Source organism: Alcanivorax sp. 24, from assembly GCF_004360225.1.
Classification (GTDB): Bacteria; Pseudomonadota; Gammaproteobacteria; order Pseudomonadales; family Alcanivoracaceae; genus Alloalcanivorax; species Alloalcanivorax xiamenensis.
This window is the reverse complement of record NZ_SNUA01000007.1, coordinates 19,856-42,410: the sequence shown is the minus strand read 5'-3', so window position 1 is coordinate 42,410 and position 22,555 is coordinate 19,856. Positions and strand designations below refer to the sequence as shown.

Here is a 22,555-nt window from a genome sequence, read left to right as displayed (position 1 = left end):
GGGCCTTCGCGGCCAAACGGAGCGCCGCCGGGCCGCTTCCCACAGCGGCTTCGTGGCATGACAGGCCGTCGCGGAGCAACGCTAAAAATTGCTCCCGGCATTTTTTTATGGCTCATCGCGAAATAGCGGAGGTGCGTTATGCCTTTGCTGGCCTTGGAGACCTGAACTCGGAGGTCACCACAGCGCCACTGTGGGGGCTTGTCCGGGCGGCGGGCCGCTGCAAGCAAATGTTAAGGCCCGCAAGCCCATTCGCCAGCAGGCTGGCTCCCACAGCGACTTCGAAGTCCGTCCATGCCAGCGATTGGAAAAGCACAGGCGTTAGCCCCTCACCTCGAAGCGGAGCCGTGTTACGCCTTTGCGGGAACCTGCTTCACCACGTTCCCGCAAAAGCGTAACACGGCTCCGCTGTCCCTGATGGAGGATAATTCTAAATCCCTCCAAACCGCGATGAACCTTTTCTTTGCTCGCCCTTGATCACCAGCTCAACACGATTTTGCCAACCATGTTCGCGGCGGGGATCATGCCGAGGTAACGGCTGTCATAACTGTTGTCGCGATTATCGCCCATAACAAAGAAGTGCCCATCCGGAACAACGTGATCGAATCGACGTCCCGGCCCGTCCGTCATCGAATACTGCACCGAATAGCTCTGGCCGCCGAGTGTTTCGGCGGCGAATCCCCCTACGTCCCGAAATACCGTGAGTACCGGCCCACCATTTATGACCAACTGTTTGTTCGCGTACTGAACATGGTCCCCCGGCAAACCGACCACCCGCATGACGAACAGCTGCCCGGCCATTTCCGGCGGACGGAACACGAACAACTCTCCCCGGCGTGGCGGTGTGCGTTCAGCCACTTCGGTTTCGTGCAGAGTCAGACCAAAAGCGCCATGGACGCCGTACCCCCAGCGCTGCATCACCGCGTAACCGCCCGGTTGCAGCGTCGGCGCCATGGAGGAGGACGGAATCCGGAACAGGTCAAACAGGAACGCTCTCGCGGTGAAGATAACCACAACGAAGGCCAGTGGCAGGCTGAGCGCGCCCCACCAGGTGTTGAACCAGCGTCGCCGGCCATCGAAACGAACGCGCCCGGCAAGCACAAAGGCGTGCACCGCGGCGGCGATGGACACCAGCAGCCCGATACCGGATGGAACCCCCTGGCCGGCCAAGGCCAGATCCGCCCCACCGGCCGCCAGCATTGCCAGCAAATACACCAGCACCCACCACCAGCGTGACAGATAAACAAAGGCCAGCGGCGGCACCAACACGCCCATCACGGCGGCAAACCAGCGGTTCGGCATGTGTACTCCTTGATCAAAAAAAGAGAACGCGCGATTACAGGGATGGCAAGCGCCAGTGCAACACCGACGACCCGGTGAGAGCATAAAGGCCACCGCCATCCGGGGCGAAGGACAATGCCGTCACGGAGACCGAAGTGGGCACGTTCAACGTGATCGGTGTACGCCCCGTACGCGCCTCCCACAACTGCACGTGATTACCCGCCGCCATTGCCAGCCACCGCCCTTCCGCCGACGCCGCCACCGCCGATACCCGGCTCTGGCCATCAAGCACCGCGGAATACAGGTACTCGGCTCTGGCGGTGTCGAAGACATGCAGTCCCACTAACGGGGCTTCGTTTTCTCCTTGCCCCCGATGCAATCGGAAACCTCCGGTAACCCACTACCCCGACGGTGACCCGACCGCCGGCCAGGGCGGGATGACGTCCCCGGATACGCTGCCCTCCGGCGTTCCTTCGTCGAAAACACGGCCAGAACGTTGTGGCGCCCGGATCACGCGCGCCACCCGCCCCGACGCCGGATCCAGCTCCGCCATGCCATACTGATCCTGCACCCATACAGCGTCTCCCTGCCAGAGCGCAGGCCGCGGGGGTTGACTGAAAAACGCCGCGCGGGGCACCTCCGCCACGGCATAGTGTCCCTTTCCACCCTTCTGTTCCCGGTAACGATAAATCCGGTCCACACGATCAGAGCAGAGTCGGGGGTACCCGTGGGAATCCAGTTGCCAGGACATCCGCGCATCGGGGTCGGCGGCGGGCAACGACAGTGACACCGGCCGCGCCCCCTGCTGATCGGATCGAAAACGAAACCAGTGTTTATCGCCACGGAACCACAAGGCCCCGGTGGCCGGGTCCAGGAACAGCGAGTCCACCCCCTGCCATCCCTGCCATAACACTTCCAGACGTTGCTCCCTGGGCATCAAATGCCAAAGCTCGGCGATCCAGCCTTGTTCACCATCGAGCAACGCCGCCCGCTCCACACCAATAGCCAGGCTACCGTTGGCCAGAGCCTGCAGAGTTTTCGGTGTAAAGGGATCCGCGCTGGTGAGAGTATGGATCTCCGGCGTGATCGCCAGATCCGCTTGAGTGGCATACCGCAAACTCGGCTCTACTGGCCCCGGCGGTGGCGCCACGGGCCCATGCCAACGGGATGGGGTGTCGCTTAAACGGCGGGCCGCGTCAGGCAGTTCCACATCCAGTGCGCGCATGACCTCACCGAACAGATCCGCGGGAACCAACGTTTGGGAAAAAAGGGTCGGCACCCCATCCGCCGCCCATAGCCTCGGGTAGTCCGGATTGGGAAACCGCTGATCACGGTAAATATCGATCACCGTCGCCGTGGTGCCAAACACCGCCCCGGCATCAAACACGGTGACCGTCAATGTCACTTGCTGTTTGCCACGCCGCCCCTGAGTCCACTCACGGACAGATTCGGCCCGTGCATATTCCGCCTGGGCCACCGGCAAGCGGGACAGCCTCTCTCGGGACACCTCGGTCCGCGCCCGGGCCTGATGGCGACGCCAGGTCCGTTCCTCGGCCGTTAGCGCGCCATCGGCTACCGCCGCATCCAGATCTCGCCCCTCCGGTGTCGACGACAGCAGTGCCCGCCATTCGCCGTTTCTGGATAACAGCACCTCGAGCCAGGGCTCCTCAAGACTGTACAGCGGCGGCGTGCCTTGCTCGAACACCACCCCGTGATCCGCCAGCGCCTCCGCCACTACCGGCCAGACTCGACCATAGGGCGCCTGAACCAGAATATAGGCACGCTCCGAACCAATCAGGCGCCCCGGGTCCAGGGTCACCACGGGGATGCGCAAGGCATCCGGTGTGCGGCTACGCACACCGTCGTCCAGCACCCGCCAGGAGACGGCGGTCTCATCAGGAAAGGCCGGCATGGTCTCCTCCCCATGGCTCAAGGACACCACCAGAACCGCCAGCCCCATCCCTGCCTGTTTTGTCCGCCGACCCAACATGGCGCGCTCCAATCAGTTCAAGCGGACAGGCAGTGGCACCTTGCCCGGACGCCGCCATGTCCCGGCCAGACCACCCTGGTCGGTCCATTTCAAGGTAAAGGCTTCGGTGCTATCCCCATCATCACGGCGCGTCAGCACCCGTTCTCCCTCCTTACTCGCTTCCCGATGCAAACGTATCGGCACCTTGTACTTATCGTAGGCATACCAGGCCGGGCCGGACCAGGCGCCCAGAACCAGCGTCACGGGGAAACGATCGTCGATTTCCCCAAAGAACACCCCCTCCGGGCCGCGCTCCGGCAACGGACAATCGGTTCGTTTCTCCAGCAACAGGCAGCGGCCATATTCGTTCAGCCAGGGCGCCAGCGTCTCATAGTCAAACCGGCTTTCCTTATCGCCGAGGTCATCCAGCGCCCGCGCCACATGGGGAAAACCGCACCCTCGCATCATCACCAGGGCATCGGCACGCAGCTGCCACTCGCGCTCATCGTACAATCCCTTGCGGATGTTCTCGCCGCACTCCCGATACAGATCCGCCTGGGTCTCCGCTTCCTCCTGATCCAGACCACTCGAAGGAGCCGCTTTCAGGAAGGCATCGATATCATCAAGCTGCAGCTCATCCACCCGGTACCGCAGTTTTTGCACGCCATCATCAGTAAACAAAGTAGTCAGAAACAGGGGTTGTCCGGTCCGCGTTTCAAACCGGTAACTCTGGGAAAAAGCCGACGGGTAGGCACCGGTGTATTCACCGTTGAAAACGATGGAGAGAAATCCCTCGCTGTTGGTCACTACCTGATAATCCAGATAGGTCACCCCGGTCCAGCTGCCTTCCTTTGGCCAAACGGCATCGAACGGCGTCTCGCCGGGGCCGCCGGGGAAGCGCTCCAGCAAGCTCACCTGCAACCAGGTGTTGATCCGTCGCGCGGCTTTCGTCTTATCTTGCACCAGAGGAAAATGAAACTCGGCATAATCGCCCAAAGTCGCGTGCTTGGCGGACATTCCCTCGATCGTGACTTGAGACCAGGCGGTTGACGCCATGCCCAGAAAAACGGCCGATGTGACATACAACAGGCCCCTGTTCACTGTTCCAAATCCGCGTAGGTGAACGGAGGATCGCCCACCGCTCCCTCAGCCCACCGTTCCCGCAATTGGGAGCAACGAAGCCGCGGAGGGAACGGCTCACGAGTCTCGATGGGCGTGTTGGCGTGCCAGCGTGTTGCGTGCAAGCGGGCTATGTCAAAATTTCGGGACAGCCCTGTATCCAATTTCATGACCACATCCTGTGCTTGCGTTAATGGAGATCCAGCCCCAACCTTAGCATGTCCTTATGCTGGACCCCCATTTCCATCACCGGCTCATCATAATGATCAAGGAAGAAATCCCGGACCACGCCCTCCACACGAAACCCCTGGCGCTGATAGAACGCCAGCTGATAGCCAAAGGTACCGGTACCCAGCTCGATACGGCGCACGCCCTCGGACCGGCACTGGTCAATCACTTGGCGCAGCAGGGCCGAGCCTGCACCCTGGCCTTGCACATCAGGGGATACGGCGATATTGAATAGCTCCAGGACGCCGTCGCCGATGGTGTTGAGTACGCAGACGCCGACTATGTCGTTGCTCTTTTTCACTGAGAAGCACCGAGCACCCGTCAAATACTTACGCACATTCCGTTCGGAAGGATCGGCTTCCAGCAACAAAGCCCAAGGCAATGATTCGGCATCAACCTCAGAAACCGAGAACCCCAACATTTCTTCCACCCTTACGTCCTATAAACCCACAGAAACGCCCCAGGCGACACATGATGGCAACCCACCCCATCCCGCCTCCTCTTACGTTGAATACCCTTTCAATTCAGAGTCATGGCGAATGGTCTGTTTATAAGTGAGCTGACGTCGCAGTGCCAATAGGGCCAGCCCAAAAAACGACACAGGTCCGGTAGAACCGCCCCCACCACCACTACCCTGTCCGACATCCGAACGCTTCGGAGGGGAACCAATACGAGCCTTCAAAACAGGGCCACTGTTACCATCAGCCTGCTCATACCAAGCGGCCACCGCCAGGTCGGCGTTCAACGCCACTCTGGTGTTGGCGGATGCATCGAACAAACCCGGGGCGCCCTTGGACACAATGACTGCCGGGGTATCTATTACCCCTTCCTCGTCGAAAGCCGTGACTTTTCGGTAACGAGGCTCTCCATTCTCCAAAACGGTCCAGCCGATGAGAAATGTTCCGTTTCGGTCCCCGGCCATATCCGGTTTACCTGACAAGACATCGAGTGAATCCTCTCCAATAGTGGCCGATGCACCCGCACTACCATCGGCGTTTATATATTGAATTCGCTGACTAAATACCTTTTGCGTGTTAACTGTGGCACTTTGAAACCAAGCGCTGGCATATCCACCATCCGAGCCAGCCGCCAAGACCGGGAAAGTTTGATATAACCTTTCGCCCTCGCCTATCCCAGCATCCAGCGCCCAGGGCTCTCTAGGCGGTTCCGAACCAAAATAGCTGTGACGCATCACCATCAGAACCGTGTCACCATCTTTAATTACCGGCCAGATAATCTGGCCACTACCCTCTTGTATGGCTACTGCTACAGGTATGTCCAGATTAGTGTCCGAGCCAAGGAGAAAATGCCCCCCTCCCCCGCCCTCGGGAACGGACAATTGATAGACATAACCGTGCCCAATATCGTAGGACATAGCTACCAGGGACCACCCATCTTGATTTACCGATAAATCCGGATTACAGCTATACCCGTATCCAGGCGAGGCCAGCCATGGACTTGATACGCTATCGTCAATCCCCACTCGACCTAACATCACGTTTGTTCGGCAATCCGAGGAGTCCATTTTCGAGCCACCACCCCAAACCACCACCAGGCCACCACTACCACTGGCATCGACCATGGGTTCTGACAAGCCGAAATCCGGGTAAGCGCTATTTTCAGATACTGTCAGAATGTCTCCCACGATGTGACCGTTCTGGTCGAAGCGTGCCAGCCTGACCCGATCCAAGTCGGTTTCAATATTATGTTCCACCCAAGTCGCCGCAAACCGGTCATCCGGTAGCGACGTGATATCGAACCCCTGAAACCGCACCTGAGCTCCAGCCTGGTAAAGATCCACCACCTCATCGGCATCGAAGATAGAGGCCGCTCCGAGGGCGCCAGATATAAGGGTACCGATCACTACCGCTAGTGCTTGCTTATAAAAAGCGTTCTTTTTCATGGCATATCCCTGCTCGTATTATTTCAAAAATATAGCCACCCCAAGGCAGCCCCCAATGGCGCAATTTAGCATAACTAACCGGCAAGGGGTGCGGGCCTGTCTCCCTGACATTGAGCTGCGCCCTGCTGTTTCGCGGATAAGTCACTGCCACACATAGCCATATTCCGTCCACAAAACGGCCACCAGACTGTCATCAACAGCTTCTAGGATGCGCATCGACTTGCCTTCCATTTATTCGAATCGGAGTTGAATCGTGGCTATTTACAGAACTCTTCCGGCCCTGGCCTTGGCTGGCTTCACACTATTTCTGGCCGGCTGCGGGGGCGACAGTGACAATGACAATCCGGCTCCGGAGGCGAAACCGCTGCGGTTGCAGGTGCTCCACACCAACGACCACCACTCCTATTTCGAGGGACAAAGCCAGGACCTGAGCCTGGACTACGATCCGGCCCTGGTCGGCGCTGAAACCGTGCGTGTCGACCTTGGCGGATTCCCGCGTATCGCAACGGCCATCGACGAATATCGCGACGACCACACTCTGGTCCTCAATAGCGGCGAATTGAACGGCACCCTCTACTTCAGCCTTTTCAAGGGAGAGGTGGATTTCAAGGTGTTCAACGCTATCGGTCTGGACGCCTATGAGCTGGGCAACCACGAATTCGACGAGGGTGAAGCGCATCTCGCCGAACTGCTGAAAACGGTCAATTTCCCGGTGATCGCCGGCAACGTTCACCCGACCACGGACAGCCCGCTGTTTGGTTCTGATATCGCCCCCTATGTGGTCAAGGAAATCGACGGAGAGAAAGTAGCCATCATCGGCGTTCTCAAGGTGGAGAAGACTCAGGAATCTTCCCTGGTCACCGACGCCGTGGAATTTGATGACGAGATCACCTCGGTACGTGAACACATCTACACCCTGAAGAATGAAGGCATCAACAAGTTCATCGTCCTCAGCCACCTGGGCTACGACTTCGACCAGGAGCTGGCCGCCAACGTCCGCGACATCGATCTGATCGTTGGCGGTGATACCCACGATCTTCTCGACACCACCGGCGAGTTCGAGACCCTGGGGCTGGACGTGGATGGTGACTACCCGACAGTGGTGAACAACCCGGACGGGCAGCCGGTTTATATCGTTCAGGCCTGGGAGTACGCCAAGGGGCTGGGCAAACTGGAAGTCAATTTCGACGCCGAGGGCGTCATCACCGACATTGACGGCAATGTTGAACTCCTGGTTGGCGATAACTATCAGGTGCAGGACGCCAGTGGCGCCTGGGTGGCGGCCAGCAGCGAACAAGCGGCGCGGATCAACGGTGTGATTGACGGCCTCGCCACGGTGCGGATCGCCAAGGAGTCCGAGGCCATTCTCGATATTCTCACGCCATACAAAGCGGAAATGGAGAGCTTCAAGCAGGAAACGCTGGGGGACGTGGTGCAGTACATGCCGTTCGAACGTATTCCCACACCGTTCCAGGCTGGGGAAACCCCCACGGGCAGCTACGCCGCCCAGGTCGTGGCCGACGCCTTCCTCACCTATCTACCAAAAGCCGATGTGGCGATCCAGAACGCCGGCGGCGTGCGTGCGCCGCTCGAGGATGGGGCCTTCACCGTGGCGGACGCCTACAACATCCTGCCGTTCTCCAACACCGTGGTGACCATTGATATGACCGGCGCGGAGATCGTCAAAGTGCTCAACGAAGCGCTCGATTATGCCCAGGGTATCTCGGCGTCCACTGGCGCCTTCCCCTATTCCGCCAACCTGCGTTACGACGTGGTGCTCGGCGCGCCGGCGGGAACGGGTATTCAAAACGTCGAGGTACGGGATGAAAACGGGAATTGGAGCGCCATTGGCGGCAACGCCACCTACTCCGTGGCCACCAACTCTTTCACCGGCCTCGGCAAGGATGGCTACGATACGTTCGGTGAAGTGCGCGAGGCCCGCCCAGAGGCCTTCGAGAATTCCGATGTCGCCTATGTGGTGCCACTGCTGGAGTACTTCCGGGAGGAGCTGCCGGACAATACGCTGCCAGCCCTGGACCCGAACCTCTACTGCCTCAAATCCGTGACCCAGCAATAGGCGTCCCCCCCGGAGCCGGGTGCCAATCCCCGGCTCCGCTATTCAGGACAGGTACCCATAGGCTTCCGCCTGAGCGGAGAGCCAGAACAACAGACCCAATCCGGCAGCCAGCCCCAGCGACACGAACACCAGGAAGCCCACTCGCTCCCCCGGCGTCATGTGCTTCACGCCTTCCAGCGTACCGGGACGGACCAGTACGTAGAACAGCCCCATCGCCGCCACGAAAGGACCAATCAGGGTCTTCCACCAGGAATAGGACACCAACGGCGCGCCCGCGGCAAGCGCCTGCAGCGTATCGCGAACGTAATAGACACTCCATCCAAGCCCGAACGCCAAAAACACCAGGCCGACGAGCAAAGCCCCTTTTTTCGGATCCGGGGGTGCCTTGGCCTGAACCGGTGCTTCCGGCACGTGACGGGCCGGGTCCTGGGCGATTTCCATGGCCCGTTCATGGGCTTTCTGGCGGCCGCGATGGCGTATCAGCGAAACAATCCCGGAGAGCAACATCAGGCCGCCCATGGCCAACATACCGTACACCACGCCCTGATCACCGAAACGCTGGTACAACCAGCCGGTGCGTTCCTCCGCCGTGGCCGGTTCGCCCCAATGCGCCAGGGCAAACGCCATGCAGACCACACCAAAGACGGACAAAATCAGGGATCGGGCTACCGCCAACATGAGCAAACACCGGGAACATCGAAAAGGGGGCTAAACCTAACCAGCACGACGGGCCGGGTCAACGGCGAACGCCACAAATCAGGCGGAAGTCGGATGCCGGCTGGTGCTCGACCCGCCGGCTCCCAGTCTAAAAGCGCGGCTCCGTCACCACCTCGGTGAGCACCGAGTTGGCAATGAAACACTCTTGATGGGCCAGATGATGCAGTTTTTCGATCTGCTCCGGCGAAGGCCGGCGCTCGCCGGAGAACACCACCCGGGGACGTAAGGTCACCCGGGTTACCGCCAGCTTGCCGGCGCTATTCTCGGCCATAACGCCAACCGCCTCATCCATGTAGCGATCCACCACATAGCGCCGCTTGGCGGCGATGCCCAGGAACACCAGCATGTGGCAACTGGACAACGACGCCACGAACGCCTCCTCCGGATCCACGTTCTCCGCCACCGAATACGGCAACGGCACGATGTGCGGCGACGCCGATGCCGGCACCGTCACCCCGCCGTCGAACACCCATTCATGAGCGCGGCTATAATGGTTATCGCTGAAGACTTCCTGTTCCTGGCGGCGCCATTGAATGGTGGCGGTATATTCGGCCATCTCCTCTCCTGATCTTCTCCTGCCGGAATGATGGGTACTCGCTCCGAGCCGGCACGGTATTATTCGACACACTCGAATGACGATGCCGACATCGGGTCACCGCCCTCCACATAGCGGGGCCACGCCGGGTAGTCACACAACGGCCGGGTGCGGCCCGGTGCGCCGATCAGGTCCATGGTCACCTGATCTTCCGGCGCCACATCCCGCTCCACCCAGTTTTCCAGGGCGGTCAGGGAATCCCAGGTAGCGTGGAAGTGCGAGCTCGCACCGTGACCAAACCCCGGGATCTCGTAATAGCGCACAAAGGAATCCACCTTGTCCTGGCCCATCTGCTCCAACAACCGCTGGTAGTAAATTTCCGTGGCCCGGGAGCTGACCAGCACATCCGCCAGCCCATGCGCCAGCAGTAATTTGCCACCGCGATCCGCGAACTCGGAGATATCCGTGCCGGAATTGAGCATACCACTCAGTTCGCTGATCCGTTCCGCGTATTGCTGCTCGGGGTTGATCGGGTCCAGCTCAAAGGAATTGAAATCCGCATCACCGGCCACCGAATACTTCACCCACTGATCCACCAACACACTCAGGTACGGCGCGTTGCGGGGCATGTCCGGCTGCACCGGCTGCGCGGTGCCCAGTGCCAGGAACACCACCGTGGGTTGTACCGGGGTATCGATGGTGGTGATGCCAAGATCCGCGCCCCAGACGTTGCTGCCGGGATAGCCGGTCTTGCCACTGGCCAGGGTAAAGTTGAACTCGACGCCGGCATCCATCGCCTTCAGAGCGTCGATCTGAGCATCGGACAGGCAATGGTCGCCGTCGTCGGCGCCATTCGGACAACGCAGATCGCCGCCGTCCACCATGGCGGTTGCCGGATCAAAGGTCTCGTTGCATTGACGCTGGTCGCTGATCAGGCCGTCCTCGACCCCATCCAGCCCATCACAGGCTTCCAGAGCAGCATCGAGTAACTTCTGGCGCTCGCCGGAATCCGGATAAGCACCGGGTTCCGCCAGGGCACGGCTGATGTATTGTCCGGCAAGCAGCGCGGCCACGTTGTTCCAGGCCGGATACCAGGCGATGGCGCCATCCCAATCGTCCGGCCACCGCTGAATGTTGGTCAGCGCCTCACGGCCACCGGTGGAGCCCCCTGCGAAATAGCGCTGGGCCGGCTCGCTGGCGTAGCGCTTTTGAATCACAAAGGTGGCGGCGTCCCGGGTTTTCTTCAGCGCCTCGCCGGAAAAGTTACGCACCGCCTCATCACTGAGACCCCAGCGACCATCCTGGGAACCATACTCATTGGCCTGGTGCCCGGAATCGCTGGCGAAGGTTGCATAGCCCCGCCCGAGTGGCGTCGGCTGATTCGGCGCCCCCTGGGACACATTGCCGGTGATCGCGGGAATGGAACCATTGAAACCACCACCGCCGAACATCAGCACTTTCGAATTCCACTCGGTGGGCAACGCCACCTTGAATTGAATGTCCGGCGCCCGCGGATCCACCGGCGCAATGCGCCCGGATACCAGGCAATGCTCAGGCACTGCCGCCGCGCCGGAGCCGCTGGCCTCGACCACCTCCGCCGCCGTGACCTCACCGCCGGAGGTTGATAATTCCATGGCGTCGACGGGAATCGTCAGACTGACCAACTGATCGCAGGACATCGGCCGCTGCGCGTGCGAATCGCTACTGTCCCCCCCCGCAGCTCACAAGAGCGACGGAGGAAATCCCGAATAGCGCCATACCCAGCCTTGTCAGGCCATTTCTTGTTTTCATGCTGCTCTCCCGGTTTTGTCATTATTGGATGGGTGCTGCTTTTGTTGCTTATACCGCCCCGGATGGCTTATCCGATGATGCTGCCGGACAGCAAGCCGCGAACAAGGTGTCTGGGGATCATAGGTCTTTTTCGTCGAGTGTTCACTCGGGAGTGGAGGCATCAAGAGGCGGTAGCGTTACCGCGGCCTCGTATGGAGGTGATGGAGAAGCCTTTGAAGGACAGGTTTGCGGGGGCGGCTTCCTGGTGCCTTGAAACCAGTTAAGAGCAAGAGCAGGCTATTCCAAGAAAGATTGCCCGTAACAACCGCCAACCGGGACGACAACGATGGAAAAGCCATCCGCCAGTTCCGATCGAGAAATGGAAGGAATCGCTTTACACATGGATACCCATACAAAGGCGCTGATACAGCGAGCCGCCGACGTCAGTCGCCTGCATTTAGCCGAGTTTGTTCGAACCAGCGCCGTGGCCCGAGCTCGGCGGCTGCTCAGCCAGATCACCGCCATCCGCGTCAGCCATGACGACTTTTGCCGGGTGCTGGACGCGATTGACAATCCACCCACCCCCATGGACGATCTGGTCGACGCGCTTCGGTAGACAACGGCAAGGTATTTGCCAGGACAAGCAAAGAACGAGCTTTAACTCGTTATCAGCACATTATCCGTGCTGGGCGGATTGTTCCTCAGATAGTCCTTGATCTCGGACGTTATTTGAGAAGAACTTTCCGAGCGGGGCTCGCATTTCTCGGCCCATGCTCTACCGGGATGGAGCACGTCCCATCTCGGCCGCATTCCCTTGTGGCGCCCCTTGCCGGGATCGTGATTGCCAAAGCCATCGATCAGCTTATTCCAGATCGGATTGAACTTGGCGATGAGCAGTGATTCGCCGAGAGGGATCCAGATGTCATCGACAATCAGGTAGCGGCAGTGAAAGTCGTTGGAATTCAGATTCTCGGCTTCGCGAACGCTCTTGAGGTGCTGCCTGATTCTGTTGAACAGCACCTTGCCGGGCTTGGCTTCCAGATCCCCGCCTTTCCGCGCGCCCGACGGCACGGCCTTGCCCACGTAAATCGGCGCTCGAAAAGCATCATTGCGATTCGCTTCGGCGATGACCTCGTAGCCCTCGAAGTCGCCCGTGTAGTAAATGGCGTAGATCCCGGCGCCTTGAAAGGCTTCAAGCTCTTCCAGCGGGAACACGGGCTGTCGGAGCATGGCCTGGCCCACGCTTTCGCCGAGATGCCGTTTGTCGAGAGGGTTGAAAGGTACGATGGAACTCTTTTTATCGCTCATGCAACGCCTTGTTTTCGGGAGCGTGCCTCCAACTGTATCCGTCGTTCCATGAGCTGCTCTCCAACGGAAGCCGCGATGGTGCGGGCCAACGCGACGGGCACGGCGTTCCCCAATTGCCGCATGGTCTCGGTCCATGAGCCATGAAAAACGAAGCCGTCCGGGAAAGTCTGAATCCGGGCGGATTCGCGAACACTAAAGTATCTCGGCTCGCCATTGTCAAGAATCATCATGTTCTCACCGCCGGGCACGCCATGGTCGCCGGCCTTAAGCGTCTTGGCCGGCAAATCCAGAGGGCTGCCGGTATGGCCAGGGTAAACCTTGGCGCCGGGCTGGTGGCGATGATTGAAGAAATCATGCGGCTTTCGCTTGCGCGGGTCGGGAATGTCCTGGAGCGCGTCACGGACCGTGCGCCACGGTTTCAGTGGCGCCAGAGGAAGCGATGAACTCAGTTTCTTGACCCGATTTTCCAGATTCGCGGGGACCTGGGGACGCTTTCGCGAGGAAATACCGTGCCGATCCCAATACTCGCCGGAAACCCACTGGGAATGCAGCAGTGAATCGTGGCTGTGGGTCAGGTCCGGAATGTTCCAGCGGATGTCCAGATCGGAGCGAAAGCCCACGATGAACACACGTTCCCGTTTTTGCGGAATACCATAGTCGGCGGCATTCACCAGATTGGTGACGATGTTATAAGCCAACCCCGTGCGATGAAGCACGCCGGACGTTTTCTCCCGCTGCAGCCGCTTGAAATGAGCAACCCAGTCCTCGCCAGACTTTCGGCTCGCCTCGGGAAATTCCAACTGGAGCTTGATGTACTCAAAGTAATTGCTGAAGGCGGGCCGCAAAAGGCCCCGCACGTTCTCCACGATGAACGCCTTGGGCTTGAGGCGGCGCACCGCCTCGGCGGTAGCGGGGAACATGTCGCGTTTGTCACCGAAGGCCTTGTGTTTGCCGCCCATGGAGAAGGGTTGGCAGGGCGGCCCGCCGGCCAGAAGGTCGATATCTTCCGGAATGGATGACCAATCAAAAGCGCGCACATCGCCTTGCCAGACCGGCCAATCCTTGACCACCGGGTAGCCACGCTTTTGGTTCTCACGAATGGTGTCGCAGGCCCAGCGGTCCCACTCCACCACCGCCAGTGGCTCGAACCCCGCCAGTGAGGCGCCCAGGGCGAGACCGCCAGCGCCCGCGAAAAGCTCCACTGATTTCACTGGTTCCCTCTCACGCTTCTTCCTGGGTTAGAAAAGCCTCGACCTTACTGGCCACGGCGTCCAAATCTCGCAATTCGCATTCCCAGACCACCAGCACCCGCCACCCCATCTCAGCCAGCGCCCGCTGATGCCGCAAATCCCGCTCGCGGTTGGCCTCCAGCTTGGTCCGCCAAAACTCCACCCGGGATTTCGGCATCCGGGTAAGGCCGCAGCCGGGATGGCGATGCCAAAAGCAGCCGTGCATGAAGATCACGGCCCTACGGCCGGGAAACACCAGGTCCGGCGTCCCCGGCAGATCGCGCCGGTGAAGCCGGTACCGGAACCCGAGGCCATGCACCAGGCGCCGCAGCGTCATCTCGGGCTTCGTATCCTTGGCCTTCACGCGCGACATGCGCTCGCTGCGGGCCTTGGGCGAAAGGGTATCCGACACGGGCTCTCTCTGGGATGGCGGCTCAATGCTGGCCGCCATGATAGTAGAGATGGGCCCGCCGGGCACCCTCGGCGCGAACACCCAAAAACTGTACATAAGGACAGTCAATCAAACAAGCAGCATGGCTCCAGCCGATCAAATTTCAATCGTTTTCTTCTGGCGGACCATCTGGCGCCTGCAAGGCATGGCCATTGCCGCCTATAGGGAAACACTTCTGTCCGAGTATTTTCCCGCCGATCAAATCCGTCGGATAATGTTGAGTGGAGCTCCGGCTCCATAGCGGCAGCCGCCGCCCGGCAAGGCGGCGGCACGGGCGATATCAAGTGCCGGCGGGCTCCGGGACGGCGGAGATCACCAGGCGGCCCTCGCTGACTTCCACGTGCACAGGGGTGCCGACGGTAAAGCCGGCTTCCTCCAGCCAATAGCCCTTGATATGGACCCAGGGCACAAGCCTGACCCGGCAGCTGTTGGATAGCGTTTGATGGTAGTACTGGCCCGGATGGACCTTGAGGTGGCGAATATAGGGAAATTCGCGGTTGGGTTTAGGGGTTTCGCTTTTACCTACGCGGGCGCGTGGCTTATGATTGCGAGCAGCCATGATGGACTCCTATCCAGTCTGTTGTGGTTAGCTGCCTTCGGGTGTTGCCGCACCCGGAGGCAGTGCCTCTTCCAAGAGGTTCTTTAAATCTAGCAACGGGCCATCCAAATCTCAAGCATCCGTAGAGCAAATTTATTCGTCAGCCATCATTTCTCTATACTGCGAGTATCGGGCAGCATGACTAAAAATTGCCGAGAACCTCGCCTTGTACTTTTTGTTATTTAGAAAGCGCTCATCATCGTAGTCATCGACCGGGTCACGGACATCTTCCTTCCATGTTGAGAATTCGGCAATAATCATCGCGGAAGTCGGGTAGATTCCACCGCTTTCATCATGATAAAAGTACTCACTTCGCATCACTTCGGGAAAGTCTAACGCCTTATAGAATTCATGCCGCCAAACCTCCTCCGTATTGTCTACCAACACCCGATACGGCTTCGTTTTTATTCTTTTCTTGGCGTCATAATATCTCATTATGTATCTGGCCGAGGTGAGCCACTGGACGCGGTCAGATACAGGAAAACCATTTCCCTGCCTACCTTTCACCAACAGCTCATAGGACCGACAGAGCAAATCATCACACGAATTCAGCATAGCCTTATCAAAATCTATTCTCCGACTCTCCCTAAAAGAAAAAACCGAGAAACCAAAAGCCAAAACGGCCACAATGACAGAGCAAATAGATACCCACATAAGTTACCTCCCAAAAAAATCACACCACCCCAGATTGCTTCTGCTTTTTCCTCACATCGCCATTTATCACCCACGGACAAATATCGCCCAAGCTCCAATCATGCTTAGAAAAATTCGCTATTTTGCAATTGAAGTCCATATTACCCTTTAGCACCAGCGGACCTTCCGGGCCGTTCTTGGCAATCTGATCAGCGTGGCTATCCGGAATATTACCCCAAAGCCTCTGCTCCATAACTTCCCCCGGAGCAATATTTATCCTCTTATTTATCCCCGTCTTCAATATTGCCCCATTACACCAGAGCTCCGCTTCGAGCTTCTCCATCTCGACCACAAACGGGGAGATATTAATAAACCTGACCCACACATCATAATTCGCACCCCCACCCAAATTAAGAGTGAAATTTCTTCCTCTGGGCCTTATGTCAAAGAGAATTAGCTCGGACATTCTTTCCTTGGTGAATATTCTTCTCAAAACGAACTTAGGTAGCCAAGTGAGGAACTTCCAAGCCCCACCGATGGAAATAAAGCCATCCATAAATAATGAGCCCCTTTTATTTTCGCCGATTCATCGATGATGCCATTCTTCCAACACATAGAAAAAGCACAAAAAAGGCCGCCCCAAAAGGAGCGGCCATCACCAAGGAAGCCTTGAATTAAAGAGTAAGGACCAACTCACCACATGGCGGTTATGCGTCCCCTTTCTTCTTCGCCACCAGCGTCAGAATGTCGTAGCTGGCGACAAGTTCGTCGTCCTGATTGGTGACCTGTACGTCCCAGACCACCACGCCTTGGGGGGTGCCGTCGGGGGCGGCTTTGCCCTGGTCGATTTTGCGTTTGCAGGTGAGGCGGGCCTGGATGGTGTCGCCGGCGCCGACGGGGGTGATGAAGCGCAGGGTGTCGAGGCCGTAGTTGGCGAGGACGGGGCCGGGGGCCGGGGAGACGAAGAGGCCGGCGGCGGCGGAGAGGAGGAAGTAGCCGTGGGCGATGCGTTTGCCGAATTGGGAATCCTTGGCGGCGATGTCGTCGAAGTGCATGTAGAAGTGGTCGCCGGAGAGGCAGCCGAAGTTGACGATGTCGGCTTCGGTGACGGTGCGGCGGTGGGTGAGCAGGGATTCGCCGATGGCGAGGTCGTCGAAGTGGCGGCGGAAGGGGTGCACTTCGGTTTCGAGGACGTCGGCGCCGCGCGCGTATTCGCCGGTGACGGCGGCGAGCATGGTGGGGGAGCCTTGGATGGCGGTGCGCTGGAGGTAGTGGCGCACGGCGCGGATGCCGCCGAGTTCTTCACCGCCGCCGGCGCGGCCGGGGCCGCCGTGTTTGAGCATGGGGAGCGGCGCGCCGTGGCCGGTGGATTCCTGGGCGGATTCGGCGTTGAGCACTTGCAGGCGGCCGTGGCGGGCGGCGAGCACGGGGATGGCGCGGGCGGCGTTTTTCGGGTCCTTGGTGGCGAAGGTGGTGACCAGGCTGCCTTTGCCTTTGTCGGCGAGGGCGATGGCTTCATCCAGGTCACCGTAGCCCATGAGGGTGCTGACCGGGCCGAAGGCTTCGATGTCGTGGGCGCCGCCTTCCGCATGAGGATCGGTGCTGCGCAGCAGGCGCGGGCCGAAGAAGGCGCCTTTGTCGGTGCCCTGGCCAATGGGCTGCGGGTCGCCGTTGCCGCCGAAGATACATTCACTGGTGTTGAGCAGGTCGTTGACGGCGGCGGCCACGTCTTCTTTCTGGTCCAGGGAGGCGAGCGCGCCCATGCGCACGCCTTCTTCGTTCGGGTCGCCGAGGGTGATTTTTTCCAGGCGTTGGATCAGGCGTTCGCCGAAGGCGTCCAGGTGCTGTTGGGGCACCAGGATGCGGCGGATGGCGGTGCATTTCTGGCCGGCTTTGACGGTCATTTCGCGGACCACTTCCTTGGCCAGCAGGTCGAATTCGCTGTCTTCGGGGGTGACGTCCGGGGCGAGGATGGCGCTGTTGAGGGAGTCCGCTTCGGCGTTGAAGGGGATGGAGCGGTTGATGAGGTTGGGGTGCGCGCGCAGTTTGCGGGCGGTGCTGGCCGAGCCGGTGAAGGTGACCATGTCCTGTTCGTCGAGCTGGTCGAGCAGGTCACCGGTGCCGCCGATGATCAGCTGAAGGGCGCCTTCCGGCAGCGCGCCGGAGTCTTGCATGAGGCGCACGCAGGCAGCGGTGAGGTAGCTGGTGGCGGTGGCCGGTTTCACCAGGCACGGCATGCCGGCGAGGAAGTTGCCGGCGAATTTCTCCAGCATGCCCCAGACCGGGAAGTTGAAGGCGTTGATGTGCACGGCGACGCCCCGGCGCGGTACCAGGATGTGGGTGGCGGCGAAGTGGTTTTCCTTGCCGAGGGGGACCACCGGGCCTTCGTGGAGGACGTTACCGGAGGGCAGCTCCTTGCGGCCCATGCTGGCGTAGGCGAACAGGGTGCCGAAGCCGCCGTCGATGTCGAAGGCGTTGTCGCCTTTGGTGGCGCCGGTGTGGCGCGAAAGAGTGTAGAGTGCTTTTTTGTGCTCTTGCAGGTAGAGCGCCATGGCCTTGAGGCGGGCGGCCCGTTCCTGGAAGTCGAGTTTGAGCAGTTCGCGGGTGCCGGTGGTGCGGGCGTAGTCCACGGCGGCGGCGAAGTCGGGAGCGTCGTCGTGGGTGTGGGCGACGATTTCGCCGTTGATGGCGCTGGCCAGGGGTTTGGCGGCTTGGCTGCCGAACCATTGGCCGGCGAGGTAGCTTTGGAGAACGGTCATGGCGTGGCTCCTGTTTTAATCGGTTGGATGTTCGCGGCCTCAGCCGCTCATTCGCTGGCAAGGCCTGCTCCCACAAAAACAGGGTTCCTTGGCTCTCTTGTGGGAGCGGGCTCTGTCAGCGATGCCTTAGGGCTGGTCGAAGTCGAGGACGACCTTGTCGGTGATCGGGTAGCTCTGGCAGGAGAGCACGTAACCGGCGGCGACTTCGTAGTCTTCCAGGGCGAAGTTGTTGTCCATTTCCACTTCGCCTTCCACCACCTTGCAGCGGCAGGTGGAGCAGACGCCGGCCTTGCAGGAGAACGGCAGGTCGGCGCCGTGTTCGTTGGCGGCGTCGAGGATGTTCTTGCTGTCCCGGGGCAGTTCGACAAGCACTTCGCGGCCGTCGGCGATGATGGTGACCTGGGTTTTGGCTTCGTCCTCGGCAACTTCTTCCGGGGCGCGATGCTTACGTTGCGCCTGCCCTTCCACGCCGAACAGTTCGAAGTGCACGCGGCTTTTATCCAGGCCGTTGCCGACGAGACGATCGCGGACGGTTTCAGTCATGGATTGCGGGCCGCAGAGGAAGGCGGCATACAGGTTCGGGGTGTCGAGCCAGCGGGAGAAGATGGCGTCGCATTTGTCGGCGTCGAGGCGGCCGTTGTAGAGGTCCACGTCCTGCTGTTCGCGGCTGAACAGATAGATGATATTCAGGCGGCCGAGATACGCGTTCTTCAGGTCACTGAGCGCTTCCCGGAACAGGGTGGAATTACTGGAGCGGTTGCCATAAAGCAGCGTGAAGCGGCTTTTCGGTTCGGTTTCCAGCGTGGTTTTTATGATCGACAGAATTGGCGTGATACCGCTGCCGGCGGCCACGGCCAGGTACTCGACTTCACGTTCCGCGTCCAGATCGACGTAGAAGTGACCACTGGGCGGCATGACCTCCAGAGTGTCGCCTTCCTTCAGTTCACCATTGGCGAAGCCGGAGAAACGGCCGCCGGGCACTTTCTTCACCGCCACGCGCAGGTCACCGTCATGGACGCCGGTGCAGATGGAGTAGGAGCGGCGCACTTCCTCGCCGTCCATCCGGGTGCGCACGATCAGGTGCTGGCCCTGGGTGAAACGGAAAGCGTCGGTCAGTTCCGGCGGGATGTCGAAGGCGATGGACACCGCCTCTCGGGTTTCCGGTCGCACTTCGCGAATTTTTAATGGATGAAATTGGTTCATGTCAGGCGCTCTTGTCTTAAAGGCACTTGAAATAGTCGAACGGCTCCAGGCAGTCACGGCAGCGGTAAAGCGCCTTGCACGCGGTGGAGCCGAATTCGCTGAGTTGTTCGGTGTGAGTGCTGCCGCAGTGCGGGCAGTCCGCCGGTCCCGGATCACGCAAAGTATCTCGACCGCGCCCCTTGGGCGGCGGCGCGATGCCGTAGCTCTTGAGCGCTTCGCGGCCCGTGTCGGTGATCCAGTCGGTGGTCCAGGCCGGCGCCAGCACCCGCTCGATACACGGGTCGCGAAAGCCGAAGCGTTCCAGCGCGTCTCTGACATCGCGCTCGATCACCTCGGTGGCCGGACAGCCGGAATAGGTGGGCGAGACTTTTACGTGCAGACGGTCCTGGTCCCACGCCACCGCGCGGATCATGCCGAGATCCACGACGCTGACCACCGGCACTTCCGGATCCATCACTTCGACCAGACAGTCCCAGGCACGCTCGAGATCCGCTTCGCCCAGAGGGGTGCCGGTAAAAGCGGTCCGCTCGCGATAGATCAGCTCACCAGGTTGCATCGGGGTACGCTCGTTGCAGGTACTGCATCTCGGCCAGCAAAAAGCCCAGATGCTCGGTGTGCTTGCCGTTCTTGCCATCCATGTAGAAGTGACGCGCCAGTTCCGGCAATTCCAGATCGGCTTCGCGGAACACGCGGGCCACTTCATCACGCCAGGCCTCCCCGACATTACCCGCGCCAATGTTGGCGTCGGCGAGTTGGTCTTCAATGGCGTCGGTGTCGGTCAGTTCGTAAGTGAAGCGCCACAGGTTTTGCACCGCGTCGGCAAGACGGCGGTGGCTTTCCTCAGTGCCCTGCCCCAGCCGCAGCATCCATTCGGTGGAACGGCGGCGGTGGTAGGAGGCTTCCTTAAGGGCCTTCGCGGCGACCGCGGCGATGCGTTCATCGCTGGATCCGGTGAGCCGGGCAAGCACCTGGTGATGCCAGACGTCAAACAGGAACTGCTTGGCGGTGGTCACGGCGTAGTCGCCGCGCGGCTGCTCCGCGATCAGCAGATTGCGGTATTCGCGCTCGTTGCGGCGGAAGGCCAGGTGATCGGCGTCACGGCCGTCGTCGAGCAGTTCGGCGGCGTAGTCGTACCAGTTGCGCGCCTGCCCCAGCAGATCAAGGCCCACGTTCATCATCGCCACTTCTTCTTCCAGTGCCGGGGCGTTCCCGCACCATTCGCACAGCCGTTGAGCCAAGACCATATCGGTATCGGCCAGGCGAAGAAGGTATTCGGTGAGTGCTTCACGGGTTTCCATGGTCGGCATCCTCACATCTGGTCCACTTCCGGGGGCAGCTTGTAGAAGCTGGCGTGGCGGTAGACCTTGTCGTCGGCCGGGTCGAAGAAGGGTTCTTTCTCATCGCCGGCGCTGGCGGTGATTTGCCCGGCGGGCACCACCCAAAGGCTCACGCCTTCGCTTCGGCGGGTGTACAGTTCACGGGCGTTTTCCAGCGCCATCTGGGCATCAGCGGCATGCACGCTGCCCACGTGTTTGTGGTTGAGGCCGTGCTTGCTGCGCACGAAGACTTCGTAGAGGGTCCAGTCAGCCATGTTCGTCTCGATCAGTTAATTCGGTTCAGGCGGCGCTTTTTGCTTTCCGCTCTTGATTGCGGGCATACGCCACGGCGGCGTCACGCACCCACTGGCCTTCGTCGATGGCGCTCTTGCGCTGTTGAATACGCTCGACGCCGCAGGGGCTGTGGCCCTTGAGCACATCGAAGAACTCCTGCCAGTTGATCTCACCGAAGTCGTAGTGGCCGGTTTCCTCATTCCATTTCAGGTCCGGGTCCGGCGCGGTACAGCCAAGGAATTCCAGTTGCGGCACGGTCTGATCGAGGAAACGCTGGCGCAGTTCGTCATTGCCGTGGCGTTTGATTTTCCAGGCCATGGATTGGGCGGAGTTCGGTGAGTTGGCGTCGGAGGGGCCGAACATCATCAGTGATGGCCACCAGAAACGATTGATCGCATCCTGCACCATGGCTTTCTGCTCGTCGGTGCCTTCACGCATCATGGTGAGCAGGATTTCGTAACCCTGGCGCTGGTGGAAACTCTCTTCCTTGCACACGCGGATCATGGCGCGGGCATAGGGTCCGTAGGAGCAACGCTGCAGCGGCACCTGGTTGACGATGGCGGCACCGTCCACCAACCAGCCGATGGCGCCCATGTCGGCCCAGGTCAATGTCGGGTAGGTGAAGATGGAGGAGAATTTCACCTCGCCGCGATGCAGCTTTTCGATTTCCTCGTCGCGGTCGGCGCCGAGGGTCTCCATGGCGCTGTACAGGTACAGGCCGTGACCGGCTTCGTCCTGGATCTTCGCCATCAGCTGCAACTTACGCTTCAAGGTCGGCGCCCGGGTCAGCCAGTTGCCTTCCGGCAGCATGCCGACGATCTCGGAATGGGCGTGCTGCGAGATCTGCCGGATCAGCGTCTTGCGGTAGCCTTCGGGCATCCAGTTCTTCGGCTCGATGCGCACTTCCGCATCCACCTTCTCCTGGAAGTGCCTCTCTTCCGGACTCATCTCCTCCAGGCTTTTCAGGCGCTTGGCGCCGGTATCCACCTGCTGTGCGTACATGAGGTTCTCCCTGCTCCGTCGTGGCGGTGGTGCCACCCATAGGGACAGTATTATATGACACATAAATTTATGTCAATAACAAGTTTATGTGTCATGTTTTGACGTCCCTTATCATTATTTCACTGTTTTTTATATATATTCTTATTAATCAATAAGTTATCCAAAA

At 59.9% G+C, this 22,555-nt stretch carries 23 protein-coding genes; 2 read left to right on the top strand and 21 right to left on the bottom strand.

The features are described from left to right. Nucleotides 1-474: 474 nt before the first annotated feature. The 6 genes from lepB to E0L37_RS11130 form a co-directional block, all read right to left on the bottom strand. On the bottom strand, nucleotides 475-1,299 hold the full coding sequence (gene lepB, locus E0L37_RS11155; protein WP_159659903.1) for a signal peptidase I: 825 nt from the start codon (nucleotides 1,297-1,299) through the stop codon (nucleotides 475-477). 34 nt (nucleotides 1,300-1,333) lie between these two features. After that, entirely contained in the window at nucleotides 1,334-1,657 is a 324-nt protein-coding gene (locus tag E0L37_RS11150; RefSeq protein ID WP_133491824.1) for a hypothetical protein, read from the bottom strand. 21 nt (nucleotides 1,658-1,678) lie between these two features. Next, a complete protein-coding gene (locus E0L37_RS11145; protein ID WP_133491823.1) occupies nucleotides 1,679-3,268 on the bottom strand; it encodes a hypothetical protein in 1,590 nt (529 codons plus the stop codon). 12 nt (nucleotides 3,269-3,280) lie between these two features. Next, nucleotides 3,281-4,264, bottom strand: a complete 984-nt coding sequence (locus E0L37_RS11140; RefSeq protein ID WP_133491822.1) for a hypothetical protein — start codon at nucleotides 4,262-4,264, stop codon at nucleotides 3,281-3,283. 292 nt (nucleotides 4,265-4,556) lie between these two features. Beyond that, on the bottom strand, nucleotides 4,557-5,015 hold the full coding sequence (locus E0L37_RS11135) for an N-acetyltransferase (protein WP_166643057.1): 459 nt from the start codon (nucleotides 5,013-5,015) through the stop codon (nucleotides 4,557-4,559). An 81-nt stretch (nucleotides 5,016-5,096) separates the two neighbouring features. Further along, complete coding sequence (locus tag E0L37_RS11130; protein ID WP_133491820.1) at nucleotides 5,097-6,497, bottom strand: hypothetical protein; 1,401 nt, start codon at nucleotides 6,495-6,497, stop codon at nucleotides 5,097-5,099. A 253-nt stretch (nucleotides 6,498-6,750) separates the two neighbouring features. On the opposite strand from E0L37_RS11130, the gene E0L37_RS11125 reads away from it, so the two are divergent. After that, nucleotides 6,751-8,574 (top strand): 5'-nucleotidase C-terminal domain-containing protein, encoded by a 1,824-nt coding sequence (locus E0L37_RS11125; protein ID WP_133491819.1) that lies wholly within the window; start codon nucleotides 6,751-6,753, stop codon nucleotides 8,572-8,574. Between the two features lie 42 nt (nucleotides 8,575-8,616). Here E0L37_RS11125 and E0L37_RS11120 read toward each other — a convergent pair whose 3' ends face one another. The 3 genes from E0L37_RS11120 to E0L37_RS11110 all read right to left on the bottom strand — a co-directional run bounded on the left by E0L37_RS11120 (nucleotide 8,617) and on the right by E0L37_RS11110 (nucleotide 11,505). Next, nucleotides 8,617-9,252: a hypothetical protein gene (locus E0L37_RS11120; RefSeq protein ID WP_133491818.1), complete on the bottom strand. Its 636-nt coding sequence runs from the start codon at nucleotides 9,250-9,252 to the stop codon at nucleotides 8,617-8,619. A gap of 127 nt (nucleotides 9,253-9,379) precedes the next feature. Further along, nucleotides 9,380-9,847: an OsmC family protein gene (locus E0L37_RS11115; RefSeq protein ID WP_133491817.1), complete on the bottom strand. Its 468-nt coding sequence runs from the start codon at nucleotides 9,845-9,847 to the stop codon at nucleotides 9,380-9,382. Between the two features lie 59 nt (nucleotides 9,848-9,906). Then, nucleotides 9,907-11,505, bottom strand: a complete 1,599-nt coding sequence (locus E0L37_RS11110) for a tannase/feruloyl esterase family alpha/beta hydrolase (protein WP_133491816.1) — start codon at nucleotides 11,503-11,505, stop codon at nucleotides 9,907-9,909. Nucleotides 11,506-11,996: 491 nt separating this feature from the next. Between E0L37_RS11110 and E0L37_RS11105 the strand changes: the two genes are divergently transcribed. Beyond that, nucleotides 11,997-12,212, top strand: coding sequence for a DUF1778 domain-containing protein (locus E0L37_RS11105; RefSeq protein ID WP_166643049.1), 216 nt, complete (start codon nucleotides 11,997-11,999; stop codon nucleotides 12,210-12,212). Between the two features lie 41 nt (nucleotides 12,213-12,253). Here E0L37_RS11105 and E0L37_RS11100 read toward each other — a convergent pair whose 3' ends face one another. From E0L37_RS11100 to paaA, 12 genes are all read right to left on the bottom strand, one after another. Next, the gene (locus tag E0L37_RS11100; protein ID WP_133491814.1) at nucleotides 12,254-12,904 is read right to left on the bottom strand and encodes an Eco29kI family restriction endonuclease; all 651 of its coding nucleotides are present in this window, start codon (nucleotides 12,902-12,904) and stop codon (nucleotides 12,254-12,256) included. Continuing rightward, nucleotides 12,901-14,115 carry a DNA cytosine methyltransferase gene (locus tag E0L37_RS11095; protein WP_133491813.1) on the bottom strand — a complete coding sequence of 405 codons (1,215 nt, stop codon included), beginning with the start codon at nucleotides 14,113-14,115 and terminating at the stop codon, nucleotides 12,901-12,903. Before E0L37_RS11095 ends, E0L37_RS11100 begins: the two co-directional genes overlap by 4 nt. A gap of 10 nt (nucleotides 14,116-14,125) precedes the next feature. Continuing rightward, nucleotides 14,126-14,545 (bottom strand): very short patch repair endonuclease, encoded by a 420-nt coding sequence (locus E0L37_RS11090; protein WP_236563962.1) that lies wholly within the window; start codon nucleotides 14,543-14,545, stop codon nucleotides 14,126-14,128. 319 nt (nucleotides 14,546-14,864) lie between these two features. Then, nucleotides 14,865-15,143: a SymE family type I addiction module toxin gene (locus tag E0L37_RS11085; RefSeq protein ID WP_133491812.1), complete on the bottom strand. Its 279-nt coding sequence runs from the start codon at nucleotides 15,141-15,143 to the stop codon at nucleotides 14,865-14,867. A gap of 132 nt (nucleotides 15,144-15,275) precedes the next feature. Continuing rightward, complete coding sequence (locus tag E0L37_RS11080) at nucleotides 15,276-15,836, bottom strand: hypothetical protein (protein WP_133491811.1); 561 nt, start codon at nucleotides 15,834-15,836, stop codon at nucleotides 15,276-15,278. A 19-nt stretch (nucleotides 15,837-15,855) separates the two neighbouring features. Further along, complete coding sequence (locus E0L37_RS11075; protein WP_133491810.1) at nucleotides 15,856-16,371, bottom strand: hypothetical protein; 516 nt, start codon at nucleotides 16,369-16,371, stop codon at nucleotides 15,856-15,858. A 151-nt stretch (nucleotides 16,372-16,522) separates the two neighbouring features. Then, entirely contained in the window at nucleotides 16,523-18,574 is a 2,052-nt protein-coding gene (gene paaZ, locus E0L37_RS11070; protein WP_133491809.1) for a phenylacetic acid degradation bifunctional protein PaaZ, read from the bottom strand. A 126-nt stretch (nucleotides 18,575-18,700) separates the two neighbouring features. Continuing rightward, a complete protein-coding gene (gene paaE / locus E0L37_RS11065) occupies nucleotides 18,701-19,777 on the bottom strand; it encodes a 1,2-phenylacetyl-CoA epoxidase subunit PaaE (RefSeq protein ID WP_133491808.1) in 1,077 nt (358 codons plus the stop codon). A 16-nt stretch (nucleotides 19,778-19,793) separates the two neighbouring features. Next, nucleotides 19,794-20,333: a 1,2-phenylacetyl-CoA epoxidase subunit PaaD gene (gene paaD / locus E0L37_RS11060; RefSeq protein WP_133491807.1), complete on the bottom strand. Its 540-nt coding sequence runs from the start codon at nucleotides 20,331-20,333 to the stop codon at nucleotides 19,794-19,796. Continuing rightward, nucleotides 20,320-21,075, bottom strand: a complete 756-nt coding sequence (gene paaC, locus E0L37_RS11055; RefSeq protein WP_133491806.1) for a 1,2-phenylacetyl-CoA epoxidase subunit PaaC — start codon at nucleotides 21,073-21,075, stop codon at nucleotides 20,320-20,322. The genes paaD and paaC overlap by 14 nt, the downstream gene beginning before the upstream one ends. 11 nt (nucleotides 21,076-21,086) lie before the next feature. After that, nucleotides 21,087-21,368 (bottom strand): 1,2-phenylacetyl-CoA epoxidase subunit PaaB, encoded by a 282-nt coding sequence (paaB, locus tag E0L37_RS11050; RefSeq protein ID WP_133491805.1) that lies wholly within the window; start codon nucleotides 21,366-21,368, stop codon nucleotides 21,087-21,089. A gap of 25 nt (nucleotides 21,369-21,393) precedes the next feature. Beyond that, nucleotides 21,394-22,389 carry a 1,2-phenylacetyl-CoA epoxidase subunit PaaA gene (paaA, locus tag E0L37_RS11045; protein ID WP_133491804.1) on the bottom strand — a complete coding sequence of 332 codons (996 nt, stop codon included), beginning with the start codon at nucleotides 22,387-22,389 and terminating at the stop codon, nucleotides 21,394-21,396. Between the last annotated feature and the right edge of the window lie 166 nt (nucleotides 22,390-22,555).